Source organism: Mycobacterium sp. NGS57 (genome assembly GCF_059812405.1).
This window is the reverse complement of record NZ_JCALCP010000006.1, coordinates 158,803-181,423: the sequence shown is the minus strand read 5'-3', so window position 1 is coordinate 181,423 and position 22,621 is coordinate 158,803. Positions and strand designations below refer to the sequence as shown.

23 protein-coding genes and 1 tRNA gene are annotated in these 22,621 nt (G+C 69.0%); 16 read left to right on the top strand and 8 right to left on the bottom strand.

Annotation, left to right across the window (positions count from 1 at the left end; all coding sequences use genetic code 11):
* The first annotated feature begins 3 nt into the window (after window positions 1-3).
* Together AC5Y43_RS13475 and AC5Y43_RS13470 are read left to right on the top strand one after the other, a co-directional pair.
* Window positions 4-1,200: a L,D-transpeptidase gene (locus tag AC5Y43_RS13475; RefSeq protein WP_499973121.1), complete on the top strand. Its 1,197-nt coding sequence runs from the start codon at window positions 4-6 to the stop codon at window positions 1,198-1,200.
* 215 nt (window positions 1,201-1,415) lie between these two features.
* Window positions 1,416-1,646: a hypothetical protein gene (locus AC5Y43_RS13470; protein ID WP_499973119.1), complete on the top strand. Its 231-nt coding sequence runs from the start codon at window positions 1,416-1,418 to the stop codon at window positions 1,644-1,646.
* Here AC5Y43_RS13470 and AC5Y43_RS13465 read toward each other — a convergent pair.
* The 4 genes from AC5Y43_RS13465 to orn all read right to left on the bottom strand — a co-directional run bounded on the left by AC5Y43_RS13465 (window position 1,643) and on the right by orn (window position 3,126).
* Window positions 1,643-1,834: a hypothetical protein gene (locus tag AC5Y43_RS13465; RefSeq protein ID WP_499973117.1), complete on the bottom strand. Its 192-nt coding sequence runs from the start codon at window positions 1,832-1,834 to the stop codon at window positions 1,643-1,645. The genes AC5Y43_RS13470 and AC5Y43_RS13465 overlap by 4 nt on opposite strands.
* Window positions 1,835-1,856: 22 nt before the next feature.
* Window positions 1,857-2,276, bottom strand: a complete 420-nt coding sequence (locus AC5Y43_RS13460) for a hypothetical protein (RefSeq protein ID WP_499973115.1) — start codon at window positions 2,274-2,276, stop codon at window positions 1,857-1,859.
* Window positions 2,277-2,348: 72 nt separating this feature from the next.
* A tRNA-His gene (locus AC5Y43_RS13455) sits at window positions 2,349-2,424 on the bottom strand.
* A gap of 54 nt (window positions 2,425-2,478) precedes the next feature.
* On the bottom strand, window positions 2,479-3,126 hold the full coding sequence (gene orn, locus AC5Y43_RS13450; RefSeq protein ID WP_499973113.1) for an oligoribonuclease: 648 nt from the start codon (window positions 3,124-3,126) through the stop codon (window positions 2,479-2,481).
* A 95-nt stretch (window positions 3,127-3,221) separates the two neighbouring features.
* Here orn and AC5Y43_RS13445 point away from each other — a divergent pair, with 95 nt between their 5' ends.
* The gene (locus tag AC5Y43_RS13445) at window positions 3,222-4,775 is read left to right on the top strand and encodes a helicase HerA-like domain-containing protein (protein ID WP_499973111.1); all 1,554 of its coding nucleotides are present in this window, start codon (window positions 3,222-3,224) and stop codon (window positions 4,773-4,775) included.
* 121 nt (window positions 4,776-4,896) lie between these two features.
* Here the strand turns inward: AC5Y43_RS13445 and cmrA are convergent, their stop codons facing one another.
* Window positions 4,897-5,703 (bottom strand): mycolate reductase, encoded by an 807-nt coding sequence (cmrA, locus tag AC5Y43_RS13440; RefSeq protein WP_499973106.1) that lies wholly within the window; start codon window positions 5,701-5,703, stop codon window positions 4,897-4,899.
* 43 nt (window positions 5,704-5,746) lie between these two features.
* Here cmrA and AC5Y43_RS13435 point away from each other — a divergent pair, with 43 nt between their 5' ends.
* A complete protein-coding gene (locus AC5Y43_RS13435) occupies window positions 5,747-7,045 on the top strand; it encodes an MFS transporter (protein ID WP_499973102.1) in 1,299 nt (432 codons plus the stop codon).
* A gap of 80 nt (window positions 7,046-7,125) precedes the next feature.
* Here the strand turns inward: AC5Y43_RS13435 and AC5Y43_RS13430 are convergent, their stop codons facing one another.
* The gene (locus tag AC5Y43_RS13430; protein ID WP_499973100.1) at window positions 7,126-7,917 is read right to left on the bottom strand and encodes an MmpS family transport accessory protein; all 792 of its coding nucleotides are present in this window, start codon (window positions 7,915-7,917) and stop codon (window positions 7,126-7,128) included.
* A 61-nt stretch (window positions 7,918-7,978) separates the two neighbouring features.
* Window positions 7,979-8,614 carry an SACE_7040 family transcriptional regulator gene (locus tag AC5Y43_RS13425; protein WP_499973099.1) on the bottom strand — a complete coding sequence of 212 codons (636 nt, stop codon included), beginning with the start codon at window positions 8,612-8,614 and terminating at the stop codon, window positions 7,979-7,981.
* A 302-nt stretch (window positions 8,615-8,916) separates the two neighbouring features.
* On the opposite strand from AC5Y43_RS13425, the gene AC5Y43_RS13420 reads away from it, so the two are divergent.
* The 11 genes from AC5Y43_RS13420 to AC5Y43_RS13370 all read left to right on the top strand — a co-directional run bounded on the left by AC5Y43_RS13420 (window position 8,917) and on the right by AC5Y43_RS13370 (window position 21,437).
* Window positions 8,917-10,527, top strand: coding sequence for an AMP-binding protein (locus AC5Y43_RS13420; RefSeq protein ID WP_499973098.1), 1,611 nt, complete (start codon window positions 8,917-8,919; stop codon window positions 10,525-10,527).
* 94 nt (window positions 10,528-10,621) lie between these two features.
* Window positions 10,622-11,365 (top strand): CoA transferase subunit A, encoded by a 744-nt coding sequence (locus tag AC5Y43_RS13415; protein ID WP_499973096.1) that lies wholly within the window; start codon window positions 10,622-10,624, stop codon window positions 11,363-11,365.
* Window positions 11,366-11,414: 49 nt separating this feature from the next.
* Window positions 11,415-12,059, top strand: a complete 645-nt coding sequence (locus AC5Y43_RS13410) for a 3-oxoacid CoA-transferase subunit B (RefSeq protein ID WP_499973094.1) — start codon at window positions 11,415-11,417, stop codon at window positions 12,057-12,059.
* Complete coding sequence (locus AC5Y43_RS13405) at window positions 12,056-13,636, top strand: carboxyl transferase domain-containing protein (protein WP_499973092.1); 1,581 nt, start codon at window positions 12,056-12,058, stop codon at window positions 13,634-13,636. The genes AC5Y43_RS13410 and AC5Y43_RS13405 overlap by 4 nt, the downstream gene beginning before the upstream one ends.
* 5 nt (window positions 13,637-13,641) lie before the next feature.
* Window positions 13,642-15,615 carry an acetyl/propionyl/methylcrotonyl-CoA carboxylase subunit alpha gene (locus tag AC5Y43_RS13400; RefSeq protein WP_499973091.1) on the top strand — a complete coding sequence of 658 codons (1,974 nt, stop codon included), beginning with the start codon at window positions 13,642-13,644 and terminating at the stop codon, window positions 15,613-15,615.
* Entirely contained in the window at window positions 15,612-16,775 is a 1,164-nt protein-coding gene (locus AC5Y43_RS13395) for an acyl-CoA dehydrogenase family protein (protein WP_499973089.1), read from the top strand. The genes AC5Y43_RS13400 and AC5Y43_RS13395 overlap by 4 nt, the downstream gene beginning before the upstream one ends.
* Complete coding sequence (locus AC5Y43_RS13390; RefSeq protein WP_499973088.1) at window positions 16,772-17,269, top strand: MaoC family dehydratase; 498 nt, start codon at window positions 16,772-16,774, stop codon at window positions 17,267-17,269. The genes AC5Y43_RS13395 and AC5Y43_RS13390 overlap by 4 nt, the downstream gene beginning before the upstream one ends.
* Entirely contained in the window at window positions 17,266-18,081 is an 816-nt protein-coding gene (locus AC5Y43_RS13385) for an HpcH/HpaI aldolase/citrate lyase family protein (protein WP_499973086.1), read from the top strand. Before AC5Y43_RS13390 ends, AC5Y43_RS13385 begins: the two co-directional genes overlap by 4 nt.
* A 115-nt stretch (window positions 18,082-18,196) precedes the next feature.
* Window positions 18,197-19,288: a pyruvate dehydrogenase (acetyl-transferring) E1 component subunit alpha gene (pdhA, locus tag AC5Y43_RS13380; RefSeq protein ID WP_499973084.1), complete on the top strand. Its 1,092-nt coding sequence runs from the start codon at window positions 18,197-18,199 to the stop codon at window positions 19,286-19,288.
* Window positions 19,285-20,307 (top strand): 3-methyl-2-oxobutanoate dehydrogenase subunit beta, encoded by a 1,023-nt coding sequence (gene bkdB, locus AC5Y43_RS13375; protein WP_499973081.1) that lies wholly within the window; start codon window positions 19,285-19,287, stop codon window positions 20,305-20,307. The genes pdhA and bkdB overlap by 4 nt, the downstream gene beginning before the upstream one ends.
* Window positions 20,304-21,437, top strand: a complete 1,134-nt coding sequence (locus AC5Y43_RS13370; protein ID WP_499973078.1) for a dihydrolipoamide acetyltransferase family protein — start codon at window positions 20,304-20,306, stop codon at window positions 21,435-21,437. Before bkdB ends, AC5Y43_RS13370 begins: the two co-directional genes overlap by 4 nt.
* Window positions 21,438-21,474: 37 nt before the next feature.
* Here the strand turns inward: AC5Y43_RS13370 and AC5Y43_RS13365 are convergent, their stop codons facing one another.
* Window positions 21,475-22,239 carry an enoyl-CoA hydratase gene (locus tag AC5Y43_RS13365; RefSeq protein WP_499973077.1) on the bottom strand — a complete coding sequence of 255 codons (765 nt, stop codon included), beginning with the start codon at window positions 22,237-22,239 and terminating at the stop codon, window positions 21,475-21,477.
* A 74-nt stretch (window positions 22,240-22,313) separates the two neighbouring features.
* Here AC5Y43_RS13365 and AC5Y43_RS13360 point away from each other — a divergent pair, with 74 nt between their 5' ends.
* The gene (locus tag AC5Y43_RS13360) at window positions 22,314-22,562 is read left to right on the top strand and encodes a hypothetical protein (RefSeq protein WP_499973074.1); all 249 of its coding nucleotides are present in this window, start codon (window positions 22,314-22,316) and stop codon (window positions 22,560-22,562) included.
* Window positions 22,563-22,621 lie beyond the last annotated feature (59 nt).

The following is a 22,621-nucleotide window of genomic DNA, read 5'->3' as shown; positions in this document are numbered from 1 at the left end:
TCGATGATGCCTTTGCGCAGCCGTCGACCATGGCTGGTTATCGCCATGATCGCGTTTGCTGTGTTGGGCGTCTCCTGCAGCGGTAACCACGCCGCCGCGCCGCCGAAGGTCATCTTCGACAAGGGCACGCCGTTTGCCGACCTGTTGGTGCCCAAGCTCACGTCCTCGGTGAGCGACGGCGCCGTCGGCGTCACCGTGGACGCCCCGGTAACCGTGAGCGTCGCCGACGGCGTGCTCGGGGCGGTCACGATGGTCAACGAGAACGGCCGGTCGATCGGCGGTCAACTGAGCCCCGACGGGCTGCGCTGGTCGACGACCGAGCAACTGGGCTACAACCGCCGCTACACGCTGAGCGTGAAGGCACTCGGCCTGGGCGGCGCCGCGACCCGGCAGATGACCTTCCAGACCAGTTCGCCGGCGCACCTGACGATGCCCTACGTCAGCCCCGCCGACGGCGAGGTGGTCGGCATCGGCGAGCCGGTGGCGATCCGCTTCGACGAGAACATCGCCAACCGCGCCGCGGCCCAGAAGGCCATCAAGATCACCACCAACCCGCCCGTCGAGGGTGCCTTCTACTGGCTGACCAACCGCGAAGTGCGTTGGCGCCCAGAGCATTTCTGGGAGTCGGGCACGACGGTCGACGTGGCGGTCAACACCTATGGCGTCGACCTCGGCGACGGCATGTTCGGCGAGGACAACGTCAAGACGCACTTCACCATCGGCGACGAGGTCATCTCGACCGCCGACGACACCACGAAGACGGTGACCGTGCGGGTCAACGGCGAGGTCGTCAGGACCATGCCGACCTCGATGGGCAAGGACAGCACGCCGACGGCCAACGGGTTCTACATCGTCGGTGCGCGCTTCAAGCACATCATCATGGACTCGTCGACCTACGGCGTTCCGGTCAACTCGCCCAACGGGTATCGCACCGAGGTCGAATGGGCGACCCAGATGTCCTACAGCGGCGTCTTCGTGCACTCCGCACCGTGGTCGGTGGGCGCGCAGGGCCACACCAACACCAGCCACGGCTGCCTGAACGTGAGCCCCAGCAACGCCGAATGGTTCTACGACCACAGCAAGAGCGGCGACATCGTCGAGGTGGTGCACACCGTGGGGCCGACGCTGCCGGGCACCGAGGGCCTGGGGGACTGGAACATCCCCTGGCCGGTGTGGAAAGCCGGCAACGCCAACACCTGAAAGTTGTTGCGGCAGAAAATGTTGCGTTTGGTTTGTAGGGACTTCGGTCCCAAGGCTCCGAAAGTTGACGAGCAGCCGCGAAGCGAAATTTGGTGCTCGTACTGTTAGCCACCTTTACCTCAATCGTGATTCCCACTTTGTATCGTCGATGACATGAAGACATTGGCCTTTTGCGCAACCGACCCCTCGCGGGGCCCGCACGCTTAGGTCTCGAGATGACCCTCGCAATCCCCGCGCGGCAACGTGAAACGGAGCTGAGCCCCGGCGCCGCCGCGATCGCACGAATCCACGCAATAGTGTGGGGAGCCAAGGCCGTTCTCGCCGCAATCAAGCGGCGTCGGCGCTTCACCGAAGACGACATCGCGCGGGTGGCGATCGCGGTGATCCTGGTAGCTCTCGGCGCCATAATCTTCATGGCGGCGGGGGCGGTGCTGACGATGGGCTAGCGGACCTCTCCGCGCTGCTGCTGTGAAAGCTCGATGCGGTTGGCAAGTCCCTCAGTGCCCAGGCGCAACAAATCCTCTGCCTGTTGTCGCTCGGCTGCAGACGACTTCGGATCATCAACGACGTCCTGCAATAGTGTTTGCGCGGCACGGACCTCATCGGCGAGTTCGCCGTTATGTATGGCTCGCATCTTCACACTCCTTCGCGACCCATTATCCATCAACCCTGGTGGTCGGCGCGCCTTCGCCAAGAAGGCCGCCCAGCTTGTCGTCCCTGTAGGTCCTGATGATGTCCGTCAGCAGGTCGTCGCCCAGCGCGCCGGCGCGCCTGCGAATTGACCTCAACATCGCCGCAGTCTGGGCGTTCGTCAGCACCGACGACCTCTCGACAGCATGCCGCCCGGTTTCGGGGGTTGACCTGTCGACAACCCACTCAAACCGCTTCTGCACGCTCTCCAAGTCGCGATTGAGTCGCTCTTCTTTGCGCGTCTTGCTGACCTGCCTGGCTGCCACGACGGCTGCCGCGACGGCAGCTAACCCGGCGAACCCCGACGACATAAGGAACGCGCCGAGCGAATGTGCGACCAGGTTCCACCCGTGATTCGTGGACTCCCACGCCATGAGCGTCGTCATGTGGGCACTCTACGAGCTACCACCGACGCAATTGCCGAACCACGGCCGGGGGACAAAGGCCCCTTGAAACGTTGGGGTGGCTGACGGGACTCGAACCCGCGACCCCCAGGATCACAACCTGGTGCTCTACCAACTGAACTACAGCCACCATGACCGCGATCCGGCATCCCGATGGGGGGCCAGCGAGCGGCGACTGTCGATACTAGCCGCTCGGTGGCTCGGTGTCCGAATCGATTGTTCGAGTGGGGTTCTCTCCGCCTTGAATACTGGCGGCCACCATCTCGATTTCGCTGGTAGACGGCCCCGGCGGGGGCACGAACGCGGTCCGCCGGTAGTACTTCAGCTCGCGGATGGACTCGTGGATGTCGGCCAGCGCCCGGTGCGCCAGGCCCTTGGCCGGCTGGCCGTAGTAGATGCGCGGATACCAGCGCCGGCAAAGTTCCTTGATCGAGCTGACATCGATCATCCGATAGTGCAGGTAGGAGTTCAGCTTTGGCATGTCGCGGGCGATGAAGGACCGATCCGTGGCGATCGAGTTGCCCGCCAGCGGCGCCGTGTTGGGTTGCTTGACGTGCGTGGAGATGTAGTCCAGCACCATCGCCTCCGCAGTAGCCAGGTCGACGGTGGAGGCCTTGACCTCGTCGATGAGCCCCGAGCGGGAGTGCATCTCGGTGACCACGTCGACCATCGAGGACAGCGCGTCGTCGTCGGCGTGGATCACCACGTCGACGCCGTCGCCGAGCACGTTGAGGTCGGCGTCGGTGACCAGGACCGCGATTTCGATCAACTTGTCCGAGCCCAGGTCGAGCCCGGTCATCTCGCAGTCGATCCACACCAATTCGTCGCGCACAGCGCTCACACTAAGCCCACGCGGGACCTGTGTCGGCCGCCCCCTGGCAAGTAGGGTGAGCTTTGCCGGACTGCAGGGAGAAAGGGCCCAGCACGATGAGCACCGAATCAGCGGCAACCCCCGCGCAGCGAATCGCCGAAGGCTACGCCGTCTCAGGCCAGGCGCTGGAATTGGGCACCGTCGTCGTGGACGGGCAGGCCGACCCCACCGCGCAAATTCGCATCCCGCTGGCCACCGTTAACCGGCACGGGCTGGTGGCCGGGGCAACCGGAACCGGCAAGACCAAGACGCTGCAGCTGATCGCCGAACAGCTCAGCGCGGCCGGAGTCGCCGTCCTGATGGCCGACGTGAAGGGCGACCTGTCGGGCCTGGCGCGACCGGGGGAGGCCAGCGACAAGACCGCCGCACGCGCCAAAGACACCGGCGACGACTGGCAGCCGGCGGGCTTCCCGGTCGAGTTCTTGTCGTTGGGCACCGAGGGCGTGGGCGTGCCGGTGCGCGCCACCGTGGAAAGTTTCGGGCCGGTTCTGCTGTCGAAAGTGTTGGGGCTCAACGCGACCCAGGAGTCGACGATCGGGCTGATCTTCCACTGGGCCAAGCAAGCCGGGCGCCCGCTGGTGACCCTCGATGATCTGCGTAGCGTGATCAGCCACCTGGCCAGCGACGAGGGCAAGGCCGACCTGAAAGACCTGGGCGGGGTGTCCTCGACGACGGCGGGTGTCATCCTGCGCGCGCTGGTGAACCTGGCGGGCGAGGGCGGCGACACCTTTTTCGGTGAGCCCAAGCTCGATCCGAACGACTTGCTGCGCAACGATGATCAGGGCCGCGGCATCATCTCGCTGCTGGAGTTCAGCGGACAGTCGGTGCGGCCGGTGATTTTCTCCACCTTCCTGATGTGGCTGCTGGCCGACCTGTTCGCGGTCCTGCCCGAGGTCGGCGACGTCGACAAGCCCAAGCTGGTCTTCTTTTTCGACGAGGCGCACCTGCTGTTCAGCGACGCCTCCAAGGCGTTCCTCGAGCAGGTCGAGCAGACCGTGACGCTGATCCGCTCCAAGGGCGTCGGGGTGTTCTTCTGCACCCAGCTGCCCACCGACGTGCCCAACGACATCCTCTCCCAGCTGGGCGCGCGCGTGCAGCACGCGTTGCGGGCGTTCACCCCCGATGACCAGAAGGCGCTGAGCAAAACGGTTCGCACGTATCCGAAAACCGATGTCTACGATCTGGAATCGGCGTTGACGTCGCTGGGGATCGGCGAGGCGGTCGTCACCGTGCTCTCGGAGAAGGGCGCGCCGACGCCGGTGGCGTGGACGCGCATGCGGGTGCCGCGGTCGCTGATGGCCGCGATCGGCGCCGACGCGCTCGCCGCCGCGGTGAAAGACAGCCCGCTGCAAGACAAGTACGACCACACAGCTCCTCCGGCGCAGCCGCAGGCCCCGCAGGCCCGGCCGCCGCAGACCCAGTCCGGCTACCCACCGGTCCCGGCGAATGACCCGGTACCCCCGATGCCGGAACCGGCGGAGCCGAAGGGCCCCGGGCTGTGGGAGGAAGTGCTGGAGAACCCGACCGTGAAAAGCGGTATCAACACGGCGATACGTGAAGCGGTGAAGGCCGTCTTCGGAACCGGCACGCGCCGACGTCGGCGGAAGTGACGGCTAGCTGAGATAGACGGCATCCTCGTCACATCAGTCAGACGCGTCCCTGCGCGGCATGACACAACATCTTCTCGGCGTCGATGTCACATGCGACATCGCTTTGGAGACGCCGCCGGTCCTACCCGCCCCCCAGCTTCTTGTAGAAACTCCCCACGATCGGCGCGACGATGGCGCGGGGCGCATACCCGCTCGCCACCGACATGGCCTTGGACGTGAGCCCCGGCACGACGCGCATCTTGTTGCGCTCCAACGCATCCAGGGACACGCGGGCGGTGTGCTCGGTCGAGATCCACAGGAAGTCCGGCACCAACCGCTCGACCAGCGACCGTTCGGCGTCGTCGGGCAGGTCGGTGCGCACCGGTCCGGGCGCCAGCAGCGTGACGTGCACGCCCGAGCCCCGCAACTCGCCCCGCAGCGATTCGCTGAAGGTGTTCACGAACGCCTTGCTGGCCGCATAGGTGGCGTTGTAGGGAATCGGCGAATTGCCCGCCGCCGAACCGGAAATCAGGATGCCACCGGCCTTGCGCTCGACCATGCCCGGCAGCACCGCCAGGGTAAGGTCATGCACGGCAATGGAATTCAGCTGTACCTGTGCCTTTTCCCCCGCGGGATCGAGGCCCGCGACCGGGCCGAACGTCGCGGTGCCCGCATTGGCGCACAGGATCGAGACGGGACGGGCGGCCAGTTCGTCGCACAGCTTCGCCCGGTCCGCCGGGTCGGCCAGGTCGGCGGGGCGCACGTCGACCGTCACGCGATACTTGTCGGACAGCCGCCCGGCCAGATCGTTGAGCAGGTCCTCGCGTCGCGCGGTGACGATCAGGTTGTGCCCGCGCGCCGCAAGTTCGGTGGCCAGCGCCTCGCCGATGTTCTGCGAAGCCCCGGTGACCACGGCGCGCGCGTCGGGACTGGGAGCTGGGATCGGCATGCGGCCAATCGTAGACAGCGACGAAGCCAATACAGTCGGGGGCATGAGTCAGCGCACCGCCACGTTGATGCCGTCGCGCGTCGTGGCATGGGCGCTGTGGGACTGCGGCTCCCTCGGCATGAACGCCATCGTCGCGACGTTCGTCTTCTCGGTGTATCTGACCAGCAGCGTCGGCGCGGGCCTGCCCGGCGGCACGTCGCCGGCGAGTTGGTTGGGGCGCGCACTGGCCGTCTCGGGGTTGACCATCGCGGTGCTGGCGCCGCTCGTCGGCGTCTGGGTGGAGGCGCCGCATCGCCGGCGGGTGGCGCTGACGGTGTTGAGCGGTCTCGCGGTCGCCTCGACCAGCGCGATGTTCCTGATCCGTGACGAGCCCAGCTATCTGTGGGCGGGCCTGGTGCTGCTGTCGGCGACCGCCGCGTGCGGGGATCTTGCCGGCGTCCCCTACAACGCCATGCTGCGTCAGGTGTCGACGCCGCAGACGGTGGGGCGCATCTCCGGCCTGGGCGCGGCCTCGGGGTTCACCGGCAGCGTCCTGCTGCTGCTGCTGGTCTATTTCGGGTTCATCTCCGGCACCGGCCCGACGCGCGGGTTGCTGCACCTACCCGTCCATGACGGCCTCTACGTCCGGGCGGCCATGCTGCTGACCGCGGCATGGTTTGCGCTGCTGGCGCTGCCGCTGCTGGTGGCGGCTCGCCGGCTGCCGGACTCCGGCGAGATCTCGCCGCCGGTGAGCATGCTGGGCGGTTATCGCAAGCTGTGGGCGGAGGTGAGCGCGGAATGGCGCCGGGACCGCAACCTGGTCTATTTCCTGGGGGCCAGCGCGCTGTTCCGGGACGGGCTGGCGGCCATCTTCGGCTTTGGCGCCGTGCTCGGCGTCAACGTCTACGGCCTGTCCCAGGGGAATGTGGTGGTGTTCGGCGTGGCCGCCAGCGTGGTGGCCGCGCTGGGCGCGGCGATCGGCGGACTCGTCGACCACCGGATCGGATCGAAACCGGTCATCGTCGGGTCCCTGGCGGCGATCATCGTCGTGGCGGTCACGTTGATGACGTTGTCCGGCGTGCACGCCTTCTGGACGTGCGGACTGTTGCTGGCGATGTTCGTCGGGCCGTCGCTCTCGTCGTCGCGTGCTCTGCTGCTGCACCTGACCAAGGACGGCGGCGAAGGGGTCGCCTTCGGGCTCTACACGATGACGGGGCGGGCCGTGTCCTTCCTGGCGCCCTGGCTGTTCTCCCTCTTCGTCGACGCCTTCGGCGCCGTCCGCGCGGGCCTCGCGGGGATCTGCCTGGTGCTCACGGCAGGGCTGCTGGGGATGTTCGCGGTCCGCGCCCCGGCGCGCGCCTAACCGCGCGTCGCCGAGCGTGCAACTGTTGCGAGATTTCGCGCCATTTTTCGCACCACTTCACGCTCGGCGAAGGCTGGCCGCTAACCCCGCGTGTCGCAGACCGTCAGGCCCACCCCGACCCGCTGGGTCACCTGAACCCCCGCGACGGTCACCGAGCAGGTGACGTCGTGGCCGAAGTTGACGACGGTGACATTGGCCGGGTGGGCGGCCGACTTGGACAGGCTGACCTGTTTGCTCCACGGCAGCGCGACGTTGAATTCGGTCTGTACGACGTCCCCGGTGCCGATGTACACGATGCTGATGGCGCGGCCGTCGCCGGTGACGGTGTAGACCACGTCCTGCGTCGCGCCGGGGACGGTCGTCTCGGGCGGCGTCAGCGACGCGCTCGGCGGTGGCGCCGGCCGCGGCGTGCGCGACGGGCGCCGGGTGGAGGGAGCGGGCGTCGGGGTTTCCTCACTCGACCCGGGCATGGCGGGCAGCGGCGGGACCGCGGTCTGGGTCTTGATCGCATCGTCGGCCAGCACCAGCGCGGTCACGAGCGCGACGACCAGCAACACCGCCGCAGCGGCGGCGATCCACAGCCAGCGGGGCGACTTGGGCCCGCCGGGCGGCGGGGAAGCCGTCCCGTCGGGCGGCGCCTCACCCAGCGGCGGCAGTTCCTGGCGCCAGTACGCCGGCAGCTCCTTGGTGTCGTTCAGGCTCGACGCCCATTGGGGATACTGCCCGCCGTAGGTGGGCGCGTAGGGCGCCGCCTGGTCGGCGTAGGCCGGGTCAGTGGGCGGCGGGTACGGGGAACGCTGCGGCCCGGTCGGTCCCGATCCCCACTGAGGGGGACCAAACCGCCCTGGTCGACGTGGTTCGTTCATGCCCACCTCATGGGTTGCAGGGTACCTAAGTCGGGCGCTTTAGCGGGCTGCCCTCAGGAGACCCGACTCAGGGGCACTGATTTCCGGCGCCCAGCGCGGCGACGGTCATCGCTCGCATGACGGCACGCGACCGCGCGGCCCGGGCGGGCCTGGTGCGCGGGTCATCGGGTGACTTCATGGAATGCGGTGTCGAGTTCAGCAGCCCGAAGATCGCGTGCGCCGTGAGCCGGGCGTCGGCCTCGGCCAGCTTCGGGTTGAGCTCGCGCAGCACGCCGACCCAGACCTCGACATACTGGCGCTGCGCCTTGCGCACCTGCTTTTCGGCCCCCTCCGGGAGGTGGGCGAGGTCGCGGTCCTGGATGCGGATCAGGTCGGGCTCGCCCACGGCGAAGTCGAGGTGAAAGTCGATGAGGTCGTCCAGCGCGGCGGCCGCGTCGGCGTTGCGGGCCCGCGCGTCCTTCGCACCGGCCAGCAGCCGGGTGCTGATCCCGACGAGCAATTCGACCAGGAGCGACTCCTTGTTGGGGAAGTGGCGGTAGATCGCCGGGCCGCTGACGCCCGCCGCCGCGCCGATGTCTTCGAGGCGCACCGCGAGGAACCCGCGCTCGGCGAAAAGGCGCTCGGCGGCCGCAAGGAGTTGCAGGCGCCGGTCGGACTTCAACTGGCTGCGGCGATTTGGGGCATCCGGGACGGCTGAGCCCACGGTTGGCCTCCGTCCGCAAACCACTCGGTTAATCGTGACTAACTTAGCATGTGAGGGCAGCGCAGGCGCGCCGCGAGAGCTCTTAGTCGCGGCCGGTGGCCGGGGCGAGGCGGGCCACTCCCCGAAGGATCCATGGCGTTCGCCGGGCCATCACCGCCATCGCACGATCGGACCGGCGCATCGCGTCCCGGGGCCCGGGGGTGGGCGTTGACGCCAGTTCCGCCTCGGCCGATCCCGTCCGCGCGCCCCCGCGGTCGACCCGGTGACGGGATTAAGTTGATAGCCGAACCAGCGGAGGAGCCGTGGCAGACCTTTCCTATGAGCGGGGCCCGGACAGCCCGCCGTTGCTCGAAACCACGATCGGCGCCAACCTCGCGGCCACCGCCGCCGAGCACGGCCGACGCGATGCGCTCGTCGACGTCGCCGCGGGACGGTGCTTCAGCTACGCCGAACTTCTGGAAGCCGTGCGGCGGCTGGCCACGGGCTTGCTGCGGGCCGGCGTCGGCGTGGGCGATCGCGTCGGCATCTGGGCGCCGAACCGGTGGGAGTGGGTGCTCGTCCAATACGCGACGGCGGAGATCGGCGCGATCCTGGTGACGATCAACCCCGCCTACCGCGCGCGCGAATTGGAATATGCGCTAACGCAATCCGGGGTCGCGATGGTGATCGCGGCCCGGACTTTCAAGGACGCCGACTATGCCGCCTTGCTGGACGAGGTGGCACCGCGCTGCCCGGAACTGCGTGAGATGGTATTGCTGGACGGCGATCGCTGGGACGATCTGGCCGGCACGCAGGCCGACCCGCCCGCGCTGGAACGGATCGCGGCGACGCTGGATTGCCGCGATCCGATCAACATCCAATACACCTCGGGCACAACGGGATTCCCGAAGGCCGCCACTCTCAGCCACCGCAGCATCCTCAACAACGGCTACCTGGTGGGCGAACTGCTCGGATACACCGCGGCCGACCGGATCTGCACACCCGTGCCCTTCTACCATTGCTTCGGCATGGTCATGGGCAACCTGGCGGCGACCAGCCACGGGGCCTGCATCGTGATCCCGTCGCCCGCCTTCGACCCCGCCGCCACCCTGCGCGCCGTGCAGGCCGAGCGGTGCACCAGCCTCTACGGGGTTCCGACGATGTTCATCGCCGAGCTCGCGCTGCCGGAATTCGACGGCTACGACCTGAGCAGCCTGCGCACCGGGGTGATGGCCGGCTCGCCGTGCCCGGTCGAGGTGATGCGCAAGGTGATCGAGCGCATGCACATGCCGGGCGTCTCGATCTGCTACGGCATGACCGAAACCAGCCCCGTTTCCACGCAGACCCGCACCGACGATCCGGTGGAGCGGCGCGTCGGCACCGTCGGGCGGGTCGGGCCGCACCTGGAGATCAAGGTGATCGACCCGGCCACCGGCCAGACGGTGCCGCGCGGGGTGGCCGGCGAGTTCTGCACGCGGGGCTATTCGGTGATGGCCGGTTACTGGAACGAGCCCGCCGGGGCCATCGACGCAGACGGGTGGATGCACACCGGCGACCTCGCCGTCATGGACGACGGTGGGTACGTCCAGATCACCGGCCGGATCAAGGACCTCATCGTGCGCGGCGGCGAGAACATCTCGCCGCGCGAGATCGAGGAGTTTCTGCATTCCCACCCCGACATCGTCGACGGCCAGGTGATCGGGGTGCCCGACGCGCGCTACGGCGAGGAGGTCATGGCGGTGGTCATGCTGCGCGACGGAGCCGCATCGCTGACCATCGACGGCCTGCGGGAATTCTGCGCCGGGCGGATCGCGCGCTTCAAGATCCCGCGTTACCTGCGGATCGTCGACGAATTCCCGATGACCGTCACCGGCAAGGTCCGCAAGGCCGAGATGCGCGAGCAGGCGATCGAGTACCTCCGTGACCAGGGCTGAGCGCGCATTCCCTGCCTGGACGCGACAGTCGGGGTAATGGTATTCTCGTGTCCAGTTAATCAGTATTAACTGAAACCCGGAGGCTGCTGCGGCGATGGACAAGGTGGTCGGGACGGCCGCGGCGGCGGTCGCCGACATAACCGACGGCTCGTCATTGGCGGTCGGGGGATTCGGGTTCTGCGGCGTGCCCGAGGCGCTCATCGCGGCGCTGCTCGACAGCGGGGTCGGCGACCTGGAGATCGTGTCCAACAACTGCGGCGGCGACGGCATCGGGCTGGGCACGCTGTTGCCGCACAAGAGGATTCGCCGGGTCGTCGCGTCCTACGTCGGCGACAACAAAGAGTTCGCCCGCCAGTTCCTCGCCGGCGAACTCGAGGTCGAGCTCACCCCGCAGGGCACGTTGGCCGAGCGCCTGCGCGCCGGCGGGATGGGTATCCCGGCCTTCTACACGCCGGCGGGGGTCGGCACGCCCGTGGCCGACGGCGGATTGCCGTGGCGCTACGACGCTTCCGGCGGGGTGGCGGTGCAGTCGCCGGCCAAGGAGACCCGCGAGTTCGACGGCCTCACCTACGTTCTCGAGCGGGCGATCCGCACCGACTTCGCTCTGGTGCACGCCTGGAAAGGCGACCGGCACGGCAACCTCGTCTATCGCGAGGCCGCCGCCAACTTCAACCCGGACTGCGCCACGGCCGGTGCGATCACCATCGCCGAGGTCGAGCACCTCGTCGATCCCGGCGAGATCGACCCCGCCACCGTGCACACCCCGGGCGTCTATGTGCAGCGGATCGTGCACGTGCCCGACCCCGCCAAGCCGATCGAAAAGGTGACGGTTCGGTGAGCGCGCCGACGACGATGCAGAGCGCAGCGATGAGGAGGAGCGGCGCCAAATGAGTTGGGACCGGGCCGGAATGGCCGCGCGGGTGGCCGCCGAATTCTCCGACGGGCAGTACGTCAACCTCGGCATCGGCATGCCCACCCTGGTGCCCAACCACATCCCCGACGGCGTCGCCGTCGTCGTGCATTCGGAGAACGGAATACTCGGTGTGGGGCCGTATCCCCGGCCCGACGACGTCGACGCGGACCTGATCAACGCGGGCAAGGAGACGGTCACCACGATGCCCGGCGCGGCGTTCTTCGGATCCTCGGCCTCGTTCGGGATCATCCGCGGCGGGCACCTCGACGTCGCGGTGCTGGGCGCGATGCAGGTGTCGGCCACCGGTGACCTCGCCAACTGGGTGATTCCCGGCAAGATGGTCAAGGGCATGGGCGGCGCGATGGACCTGGTGCACGGCGCCGGCAAGGTGATCGTGATGATGGAGCACACCGCCAGGGACGGCACCCCGAAAATCGTTGCGCGGTGCACCCTTCCGCTGACCGGCGTGGGCTGCGTCGACCGCATCATCACCGACCTGGCCGTCATCGACGTGTGCGACGACGGCCTGCACCTCGTCGAGACCGCCCCAGGGGTCTCGGTCGACGAGGTGGCCACCAAAACCGAACCGCCCCTTGTGACCAACGGGAAGTGCTTATGACTGCAGTGACCGCGCCGTCCTTCGCCGACGAGCACCGGCGCCTGCTCGGCGAACTGAACGCCAAGCTGGCCGCCGCGGCCCTGGGCGGCAACGAACGCGCGCGGCAACGCCACGTCAGCCGCGGCAAGCTGCTGCCCCGCGAGCGGGTGGATCGCCTGCTCGATCCGGGCAGCCCGTTTTTGGAGCTGTCCCCGCTGGCCGCCGACGGCATGTACGACGACGAGTCCCCGGGCGCCGGGATCATCACCGGCATCGGGCGGGTGTCGGAGCGCGAGTGCGTGATCGTCGCCAACGACGCGACCGTCAAGGGCGGCACCTACTACCCGATGACGGTCAAAAAGCATCTGCGCGCCCAGGAAGTCGCGCTGCACAATCGGCTGCCGTGTATCTACCTGGTCGACTCCGGCGGCGCCTTCCTGCCGCGCCAGGACGACGTCTTTCCCGACCGCGAGCATTTCGGGCGGATCTTCTACAACCAGGCGACCATGAGCGCCAAGGGGATTCCCCAAGTGGCCGCGGTGCTGGGCTCCTGCACGGCGGGCGGCGCGTACGTGCCGGCCATGAGCGACGAGGCCGTCATCGTGCGCGAGCAGGGCACGATCTTTCTGGGTGGGCCGCCGCTGGTGAAGGCCGCCACCGGCGAGATCGTCTCGGCCGAGGAACTCGGCGGCGGCGACCTGCATTCGCGGGTCTCGGGTGTCACCGACCACCTCGCCGAGGACGACGAGCACGCGCTGCGCATCGTGCGCGTGATCGCGGCCACGTTCGGCCCGCGCGAGGCGGCCCAGTGGGAGATACGGCCCATCGTCGAGCCGACGCATGCGCAGAGCGAGCTCTACGACGTCGTGCCACCGGATCCGCGGGTGCCCTACGACGTGCACGAGGTCATCGTGCGGCTGGCCGACGGCGGTGAATTCAGCGAATTCAAGGCCAACTACGGCAAGACGCTGGTGACAGCCTTCGCGCGCATCCACGGCCACCCCGTCGGCGTCGTCGCCAACAACGGGGTGCTGTTCAGCGAATCCGCGGTCAAGGGCGCGCATTTCATCGAGCTGTGCGACAAGCGCCGGATTCCGCTGCTGTTCTTGCAGAACATCGCCGGCTTCATGGTGGGGCGCGACTACGAGGCCGGCGGCATCGCCAAGCACGGCGCCAAGATGGTTACCGCCGTGGCGTGCGCGCGGGTGCCCAAACTGACCGTGGTGATCGGCGGATCCTATGGCGCCGGCAACTATTCGATGTGCGGGCGGGCGTATTCGCCGCGGTTTTTGTGGATGTGGCCCAACGCGCGGATCTCGGTGATGGGCGGCGAGCAGGCGGCATCGGTGCTGGCTACGGTGCGCGGTGAGCAGCTCAGCGCCTCCGGCAAGCCCTGGTCGGCCGACGAGGAAGAGGCGTTCAAGGCGCCCATCCGTCAGCAATACGAGGACCAGGGCAACCCGTATTACTCCACGGCGCGGCTGTGGGACGACGGCATCATCGACCCGGCCGATACCAGAACGGTTGTCGGGCTCGCGCTTTCGGCGTGCGCCCACGCGCCGCTGGAACCGGTCTCCTACGGCGTATTTCGGATGTGAGGCCGATGTTCGACACGGTACTTGTGGCCAACCGCGGCGAGATCGCGGTGCGGGTGATCCGCACCCTGCGCCGGCTGGGCATCCGATCGGTCGCGGTTTACAGCGACGCCGACGCGGGCGCGCGGCACGTGCTCGCGGCCGACGAAGCGGTGCGGCTGGGCCCCGCCGCGGCGCGCGAGAGCTACCTCGATATCGCCCGCGTGGTGGATGCGGCGGCGCGCACCGGATCCCAGGCGATCCATCCGGGCTACGGATTCCTCTCCGAGAACGCGGATTTCGCCGCCGCATGCGAACGCGCCGGGGTGATGTTCCTGGGCCCGCCGCCGCGGGCCATCCACATGATGGGCGACAAGATCACCGCCAAGAACGCCGTCGCCGCCTTCGACGTGCCGGTGGTGCCCGGCGTGGCCAAGCCCGGGTTGTCCGACGACGAACTCGTCGCCGCCGCCGCAGAGGTCGGTTACCCGGTGTTGATCAAGCCGTCGGCGGGCGGCGGCGGCAAGGGCATGCGGTTGGTGGAAGACCCGGCACGGCTGCGCGAGGCGCTGGTCAGCGCCCGCCGCGAGGCCGCCTCGGCGTTCGGCGACGACACGCTATTTTTGGAGCGATTTGTGTTGCGGCCCAGGCATATCGAGGTGCAGGTACTCGCCGACACCCATGGCAACGTGGTCCACCTGGGCGAACGCGAGTGCAGCCTGCAGCGCCGCCACCAGAAGGTCATCGAGGAGGCGCCCTCGCCGCTGCTGGACCCCCAGACCCGCGCGCGGATCGGGGCGGCGGCCTGCAACACGGCCCGCAGCGTCGACTACGTCGGGGCCGGGACCGTGGAGTTCATCGTTTCGGCCGACCGGCCCGACGAGTTCTTCTTCATGGAGATGAATACCCGCCTGCAGGTGGAGCATCCGGTGACCGAGGCGGTCACCGGCCTGGACCTGGTGGAGTGGCAGTTGCGGGTGGCCGCGGGCGAAAAGCTGGGGTTCGCGCAGGACGAGATCGAACTGCGCGGGCACGCGATCGAGGCCCGCGTGTACGCCGAGGACCCGGCGCGCGGGTTCCTGCCCACGGGCGGCCACGTGCTGGCCGTGTTCGAACCGTCCGGCGACGGCGTACGGGTCGATTCGTCGCTGCTGTCCGGCACGCGGGTCGGCAGCGACTACGACCCGATGCTGAGCAAAGTGATCGCCTATGGCGACGACCGCGACGAGGCGCTCGCGAAACTCGATGGGGCGCTGGCGCACACCGCGGTGCTGGGCGTGCAGACCAACCTGGAATTTCTGCGATTCCTCCTTGTCGACGAGCGGGTGCGCGCCGGCGATCTCGACACCGCGCTGCTGGACGAGCGGCTGGCCGACTTCGCGCCGACGCCCGCCCCCGACGACGTGCTGGCCGCCGGCGGCCTCTACCGGCAGTCCGCCCTCGACCATCGCGCCTGCGGCGACCCGTGGGCGGCGCCGACGGGATGGCGGGTCGGCGGTGAAGCCGCGCCGGTGCGCACCGAGATGCGCACCCCGCTGCGCAGCGAGACGGTGTCGGTGTGGGGGCTGCCCGGGGCCGCCAGGGTTCAGGTCGGCGACGGCGAGATCATTTCCGCCAGCGCGCAAGTCGACGGAACCACGATGACCGTGACACTGGACGGGCTGCGCCGCGAATACCGGTGGGCCGAGGCCGACGGGCACCTGTGGATCGCCGACGAACGCGGCACCTGGCACCTGCGCGAGGCCGAGGAGCACAAGATCGACCGCGCAACCGGCGTCCGTCAGGCCGAAATCGTCAGCCCCATGCCCGGCAACGTCATCGCCGTGCAGGCCGAATCCGGCACCGAGGTCTCCGAGGGCGACGCCGTGGTGGTCGTCGAGGCGATGAAGATGGAACACTCGCTGGCCGCACCGGTCTCGGGACGACTGGAGGTGCTGGTCTCGGTCGGCGATCAAGTCAAGGTCGATCAAGTGCTGGCGCGGATTAAGGATCAGGAATCATGACAACGCTTACGGCGGGGACGCTCCCCAAGGAATACGAGGACCTTCGTGACACGGTCGCCGACTTCGCGCGCACCGTGGTCGCGCCGGTGTCGGCCAAACACGATGAGGAGCACAGCTTCCCGTACGAGGTCGTCGCCAAGATGGCCGAGATGGGTCTGTTCGGCCTGCCGTTCCCCGAGGAGTACGGCGGCATGGGCGGCGACTACTTCGCGCTGTCGCTGGCACTGGAAGAGCTCGGCAAGGTCGACCAGTCGGTGGCGATCACCCTGGAGGCCGGCGTCAGCCTCGGCGCCATGCCGATCTACCGGTTCGGCAACGACGAGCAGAAGCACAAGTGGTTGCCCGACCTGACAGCAGGCCGGGCGCTCGCCGGGTTCGGGCTCACCGAGCCGGGCGCCGGCTCCGACGCCGGCGCCACCCGCACCACCGCCCGCCTCGACGGCGGCGAGTGGGTGATCAACGGCACCAAGCAATTCATCACCAACTCCGGCACCGACATCACCTCGCTGGTCACCGTCACCGCCGTCACCGGCACCCTCGCCGGCGACAAGAAGGAGATCTCGACGATCATCGTGCCCAGCGGCACACCGGGTTTCACCGTCGAACCCGTCTACAACAAGGTCGGCTGGAACGCGTCGGACACCCACCCGCTGACCTTCGTCGACGCCCGCGTCCCCGAGGAGAACCTGTTGGGACCCCGCGGCACCGGCTACGCGAACTTCCTGTCGATCCTCGACGAGGGCCGCATCGCGATCGCCGCGCTGGCGACCGGCGCCGCGCAGGGCTGCGTCGACGAAAGCGTCAAGTACGCCAAGGAACGCCAGTCGTTCGGCCAGCCCATCGGTTCGTATCAGGCGATCAGCTTCAAGATCGCCCGGATGGAGGCGCGGGCGCACGTCGCGCGCACGGCATACTACGACGCGGCCGCAAAGATGTTGGCCGGCAAACCCTTCAAGAAGGAGGCGGCGATCGCCAAGATGATCGCGTCGGAGGCGGCGATGGACAACGCCCGCGACGCCACCCAGATCCACGGCGGCTACGGATTCATGAACGAATACCCCGTGGCGCGTCATTACCGCGACAGCAAGATCCTCGAGATCGGTGAGGGCACCACCGAGGTGCAACTGATGCTGATCGCGCGATCGCTGGGGCTGTCATGAGCGAAGGCAAGTCAATTACCCAGCGGGGCTTGTGGTTTGAGGAGTTCGAGGTCGGCACGACCTACCTGCACCGGCCCGGCCGCACGGTCACCGAAGCCGACAACGTCCTGTTCACGACGCTGACCATGAACACCCAGTCGCTGCACCTGGACGCCGCGTGGGCAGCCGAGCAGCCGGGCTTCCGCGGGGAGCGGCTGGTGAATTCGATGTTCACCCTGTCCACGCTGGTGGGCCTGTCGGTGGCGCAGCTGACGCTGGGCACCATCGTCGCCAACCTCGGTTTCTCCGAGGTGTCGTTCCCCAAGCCCGTCTTTCACGGCGACACCCTGTACGCCGACACCGTGTGCACCGGCAAGCGCGAGTCGAAGAGCCGGCCGGGCGAAGGCATCGTCACCCTCGAGCACACCGGCCGCAACCAACACGGCGACGTCGTGGCGCGCGCGGTGCGCACCACGTTGGTGCAGAATCGGCCGACCGGAAAGGACTCTCGATGAACCTGCGTGAGGCCGGCCCCGCGTGGCTGTTCTGCCCGGCCGACCGCCCCGAGCGTTTCGCCAAGGCCGCCGCCGCCGCGGACGTGGTGATCCTCGACCTCGAGGACGGCGTCGCCGAGGCCGACAAGCCCGCCGCCCGCAAGGCGCTGCGGGAGACCCCGCTGGACCCCGACCGCACCCTGGTGCGCATCAACCCGGCCGGCACCGACGAACAGGCCCGCGACCTGGAGGCCCTGGCCGAGACCGCGTACACCACCGTGATGCTGTCCAAGACCGAATCGGCCGCGCAGGTGACCGCGCTCGCGCCGCGACAGGTCGTCGCGCTGATCGAGACGCCGCGCGCCGCGGTGTTCGCCGCCGAGATCGCCGCCGCCGAGAACACCGTCGCCCTGATGTGGGGCGCCGAGGACTTGGTCGCCACGCTGGGCGGCAGCTCGAGCCGGCGGGCCGACGGCAGCTACCGCGACGTGGCCCGCCACGTGCGCTCGACCGCCCTGCTCGCGGCGTCGGCGTTCGGCCGCGTCGCGCTCGACGCCGTGCATTTGGACATCCGCGACACCGAGGGCCTGCGGGCCGAGGCCGACGACGGCGTCGCGATCGGTTTCGACGGGACCGTGTGCATCCACCCCAGTCAGGTCGCGGTCGTGCGTGAGGCCTATCGCCCCAGCGAGGAGAAGCTGGACTGGGCGCGGCGGGTGTTGGTGGCGGCGCGATCCGAACGCGGGGTGTTCGCGTTCGAGGGACAGATGGTCGACTCGCCGGTGCTCAAGCACGCGCAGGCGTTGCTGCGGCGGGCGGGCGAATCGGCCTGAGGCCCCGCGCCCGCGACACGTTGTCGGCTCTGTCGCGATCAACCCGGTGTCGTCGCGTTTGAGCGCATAATGGAAAGTGCGCCAGTGTCGCGACGAGCGGGGCTGAGGAGGCGGTATGGCTCAGGTTGCTCAGACGCCGATGACCGTCGACCTCGAGCCGGTGCAACTGGTCGCCGCCGACGGCACGCCGACACCCGAATGCCGTTACGGCCGTGAGCTTCCCGTGGAGACGCTGTGCTGGCTCTACGAGATGATGGTGGTCACCCGGGAGCTGGACACCGAGTTCGTCAACCTCAAGCGCCAGGGCCAACTTGCGCTGTTCGCGTCGTGCCGGGGCCAGGAAGCCGCCCAGGTGGGCGCCACCGCGTGCCTGCGCAAGACCGACTGGTTGTTTCCCCAATATCGTGAGCTCGGGGCGTATCTGGTGCGCGGCATCCCGCCCGGGCACGTCGGGGCGGTATGGCGCGGGACGTGGCACGGCGGCCTGGAATTCACCAGGAAGTGCTGCGCCCCAATGTCGATCCCGATCGGCACGCAGGGACTGCACGCCGTCGGCGCCGCGATGGCGGCGCAACGCCTCGGCGAGGATTCGGTGACCGTCGCCTTCCTCGGCGACGGCGCCACCAGCGAGGGCGACGTGCACGAGGCCCTGAACTTCGCGGCGGTGTTCACCGCGCCGTGTGTGTTCTATGTGCAGAACAATCAGTGGGCGATCTCGGTGCCGGTATCCAAACAGACGGCCGCACCGTCCATCGCGCACAAGGCGATTGGCTACGGGATGCCCGGCGTCCGGGTCGACGGCAATGACGTCCTGGCGTGCTACGCGGTGATGGCCGAGGCCGCCGCGCGCGCCCGGGCCGGCGGCGGGCCGACGCTGATCGAGGCGGTCACCTACCGGCTCGGCCCGCACACCACCGCCGACGACCCGACCCGCTACCGGTCGCAGGACGAAGTGGACCGGTGGGCGGCGCTGGACCCGATCCCGCGCTACCGCGACTACCTGAGCGGGCAGGGCGTGTGGTCGGACCGGCTGGAGGAGCGGGTCACGGCGCGCGCCCAGCGCATGCGCACCGAGCTGCGCGACGCGGTGTTCGATGCGCCCGACTTCGACATCGACGACGTGTTCACCACGGTCTACGCCGAGATCACGCCCGGGCTGGCCGCGCAACGCCAACAGCTGCTGGCCGAACTGGGGAGGCTGGAATGACCCAGCTCGCCGAGCCTCCGGCCGGTGTCGCGGTCGGCGCGCCACCGCTGACCATGGTGCAGGCGCTCAACCGCGCGCTGCACGATGCGATGGCCGCCGACGACCGTGTTCTGGTGTTCGGCGAGGACGTGTCGGTCGAGGGTGGGGTGTTCCGGGTCACCGAGGGGCTGGCCCAAACCTTCGGCGAGCAGCGCTGTTTCGACACGCCGCTGGCGGAGTCGGCCATCATCGGCATCGCGATCGGGCTGGCGCTGCGCGGCTTCGTTCCGGTCCCGGAGATTCAGTTCGACGGGTTCTCCTACCCGGCCTTCGACCAGGTGGTCAGCCATCTGGCGAAGTACCGCACCCGCACCCGCGGCGAAATCGACATGCCGGTCACCGTGCGGATCCCGTCGTTCGGGGGAATCGGTGCGGCCGAGCACCATTCGGACTCCACCGAGTCCTACTGGGCGCACACCGCCGGGCTGAAGGTGGTGGTGCCGTCCAACCCCGCCGACGCCTACTGGTTGCTCCGCCACGCGATCGCCTGCCCCGACCCGGTGATGTACCTCGAGCCCAAGCGCCGCTACCAGGGTCGCGGCGTCGTCGACACCGACCGGCCCGAACCGCCCATCGGTCGGGCCGTGGTGCGCCGGCCCGGCCGCGACGTGACCGTCGTAACCTATGGCAGCCTGGTCGACACCGCGGTGGCCACCGCGGAAGACGCGCAGCGGCAACGGGACTGGAGCCTGGAGGTCATCGACCTGCGCTCGCTGGTGCCGCTGGACTTCGAGACCATCGCCGCGTCGATCCACCGGACCGGGCGCTGCGTGGTGTTGCACGAGGGGCCGCGCAGCCTGGGCTACGGGGCCGGGCTGGCCGCGCGCATCCAGGAAGAGATGTTCTACGAGCTGGAGGCGCCGGTGTTGCGCGCCTGCGGTTTTGACACGCCCTACCCGCCGGCCCGGTTGGAGAAATTGTGGTTGCCGGGCCCCGACCGGCTGCTGGACTGCGTCGAGCGCGCGCTGGGCATGCCGTGAGCGCCGACGACCGCGTCAGGGCGTTCCGGGTACCCGACCTCGGCGAGGGCCTGGAAGAGGTGACGGTGTCGTGCTGGTACGTCGGCGCCGGCGACGAGGTCGAGCTCAACCAGGTGTTGTGCTCGGTGGAGACCGCCAAGGCCGAGGTCGAAATCCCCAGCCCGTACGCCGGGCGGATCGTCGAAACCCACGGCGCGGAAGGCGATGTGCTCAAGGTCGGCGCGGTGCTGGTCCGCGTCGACACCGAGCCCGGCCAGGCCGCGGTTCCCACGCTGGTCGGCTACGGCGCCGACTCGGGCATCGACACCAGCCGACGCGCCGGTCGGCCGCTGGCCGCCCCGCCGGTGCGCAAGCTGGCCAAGGAGCTGTCGGTCGACCTCGCGTCGGTGCCGCGCAACGCCGGTGAGGTGATCACCCGCGCCCAGCTGCTGGCGGCCGCGCACGTCGCCGAAGACGACGTTCGGCCGGTGCGCGGCGTGCAGGCCCGGATGGCCGAGAAGATGACGCAGTCTAACCGCGAGATCCCGGCGGCGAAGGCCAGCGTCGACGTGGATTGCACCGCGCTGCTGCGCCTCAGCGAGCGCGCCGGACAGATCACGCCGTTCGTGCTGACGCTGCGGCTGCTCGCTATCACGTTGGGCCACAACAGGATTCTCAACTCGACCTGGGTCGACTCGCCCGAGGGCCCGCAGGTGCACGCGCATCGGAGCGTGCATCTGGGCTTCGGCGTGGCGACCGAGCGCGGGTTACTGGTCCCAGTGATCGCCGACGCCCAGAACAAGACGACCCGCGAGTTGGCCACCCGGACAGCGGAATTGATCGACGGCGCGCGGGAGGGCACGCTGACGCCGGCCGAGCTGACGGGCTCGACCTTCACGGTGTCGAACTACGGGGCGCTGGGGGTGGACGACGGCGTGCCGATGATCAACCATCCCGAGGCGGCGATTCTGGGCATGGGGGCGATCAAGCCGCGCCCGGTGGTCGTCGCCGGCGAGGTCACCGTGCGCTCGACGATGACTCTGACCTGCGCGTTCGACCACCGCATCGCCGACGGCGCCCAGGTGGCGCAATTCGTCTGCGAGCTCAGGGATTTGATCGAGTCGCCCGAGACGGCGCTGCTCGATTTGTAGTTGGTCGTCGCTCTCGCCGTGTCGCGCGAACGGGGACCTACTTGCGCTGCGCCGCGGCCAATCTGCTTGCGAATTCAGGAGATTGCAGCGACGTCGCCTGCGGGCCGAGCTCGGTGCGCATGGCGAGGTCGTGCTGCTCGGTGTCCAGCGATCCCGGGTCGATCGTGGCGCGCATGGTCGCCTTGGTCGCCAGCACCACCTCGCGGGGGGCCGCCGCGGGCCCCGCGGCCAGCTCCAGCGCCGCGGCCACCGCGTCGGCGGCGACGCTGAGCGCCAACCCGTGCCGCACCGCGGACTCGGCGTCGAAACGCATCCCGAACAACACTGCCGCGCGCGCCACCTGCGGGCCGAGCGCGCGCTGCAGCATCCAGGTCGCACCGCCACCCGGATGTAGCCCCAGCTTCTGGAAACGGGCGTCGAACATGGCGTGCGGCCCGGCGATGCGCACGTCCGCGGCCAGCGCCAGGTTCAGCCCCGCTCCCACGGCCGCGCCGTTGACCGCGGCGATCGTGGGCAACCGGCAATTGCCGACGGCCATGAAGCCGTCGTAGATCCGCCGCAGCCCCGCCTCGGTCTCCCCGCCGCCGGCCGCGCCCAGGGCGGCGAGGTCGGCGCCGGCGCAAAAGGCCTTGCCGGCGCCGGTGACCACGACGGCGTGCACGCCGGGGTCGGCCTCGGCCCGCTCCACCGCGGCCCGCAACAGCGCCGACATCTCATCGGTGAAGGCGTTGCGCCGGTCGGGATCGTTGACGGTGATGAGCGCGACGCGCGCGTCGACGCTGTACAGGACGGGCTCGGGCACCAGGCAAGGCTAGCCAACAATCGAGCCAAGGATCCTTTGAGGATCCCTCAAGCGCTCGCGCCGACGCTCTACCCATGCGTACGGCAACACAGAACACTGCGAACCGGAAAATCGGCTACCTGCGGCTGGCGCTGGTCTCCTCCGCCACGGCCGTCCTCGTCGCGCTTGGAATCGGCGCCGCGCACCTCAACGCCCCCGCCGCGGGCCATCGGTGCTCGGTGCCCAACGCCACCACCCACGACGCGGCCGGACGGACGATGTGGTGCAACCCGGCGAGCTCCGGGACCCAAGGCGTGATCTGGCATTACGCGCCGGGCTCGTAGCCGCGAACGCCAGCAGATTCTCCTGACCTGCGCCGGTTCTGCCGACGCCCTCTGCGTTC

Coding starts and splice junctions, on each gene's coding strand:
- AC5Y43_RS13410 (WP_499973094.1), top strand. CDS start 11,415: ATGAGTTGGGACCGGGCCGGAATGGCCGCGCGGGTGGCCGCCGAATTC.
- AC5Y43_RS13470 (WP_499973119.1), top strand. CDS start 1,416: ATGACCCTCGCAATCCCCGCGCGGCAACGTGAAACGGAGCTGAGCCCC.
- AC5Y43_RS13460 (WP_499973115.1), bottom strand. CDS start 2,276: ATGACGACGCTCATGGCGTGGGAGTCCACGAATCACGGGTGGAACCTG.
- AC5Y43_RS13395 (WP_499973089.1), top strand. CDS start 15,612: ATGACAACGCTTACGGCGGGGACGCTCCCCAAGGAATACGAGGACCTT.
- AC5Y43_RS13445 (WP_499973111.1), top strand. CDS start 3,222: ATGAGCACCGAATCAGCGGCAACCCCCGCGCAGCGAATCGCCGAAGGC.
- cmrA (WP_499973106.1), bottom strand. CDS start 5,703: ATGCCGATCCCAGCTCCCAGTCCCGACGCGCGCGCCGTGGTCACCGGG.
- AC5Y43_RS13385 (WP_499973086.1), top strand. CDS start 17,266: ATGAACCTGCGTGAGGCCGGCCCCGCGTGGCTGTTCTGCCCGGCCGAC.
- AC5Y43_RS13415 (WP_499973096.1), top strand. CDS start 10,622: ATGGACAAGGTGGTCGGGACGGCCGCGGCGGCGGTCGCCGACATAACC.
- pdhA (WP_499973084.1), top strand. CDS start 18,197: ATGGCTCAGGTTGCTCAGACGCCGATGACCGTCGACCTCGAGCCGGTG.
- bkdB (WP_499973081.1), top strand. CDS start 19,285: ATGACCCAGCTCGCCGAGCCTCCGGCCGGTGTCGCGGTCGGCGCGCCA.
- AC5Y43_RS13360 (WP_499973074.1), top strand. CDS start 22,314: ATGCGTACGGCAACACAGAACACTGCGAACCGGAAAATCGGCTACCTG.
- AC5Y43_RS13465 (WP_499973117.1), bottom strand. CDS start 1,834: ATGCGAGCCATACATAACGGCGAACTCGCCGATGAGGTCCGTGCCGCG.
- AC5Y43_RS13475 (WP_499973121.1), top strand. CDS start 4: ATGATGCCTTTGCGCAGCCGTCGACCATGGCTGGTTATCGCCATGATC.
- AC5Y43_RS13405 (WP_499973092.1), top strand. CDS start 12,056: ATGACTGCAGTGACCGCGCCGTCCTTCGCCGACGAGCACCGGCGCCTG.
- AC5Y43_RS13390 (WP_499973088.1), top strand. CDS start 16,772: ATGAGCGAAGGCAAGTCAATTACCCAGCGGGGCTTGTGGTTTGAGGAG.
- AC5Y43_RS13400 (WP_499973091.1), top strand. CDS start 13,642: ATGTTCGACACGGTACTTGTGGCCAACCGCGGCGAGATCGCGGTGCGG.
- AC5Y43_RS13435 (WP_499973102.1), top strand. CDS start 5,747: ATGAGTCAGCGCACCGCCACGTTGATGCCGTCGCGCGTCGTGGCATGG.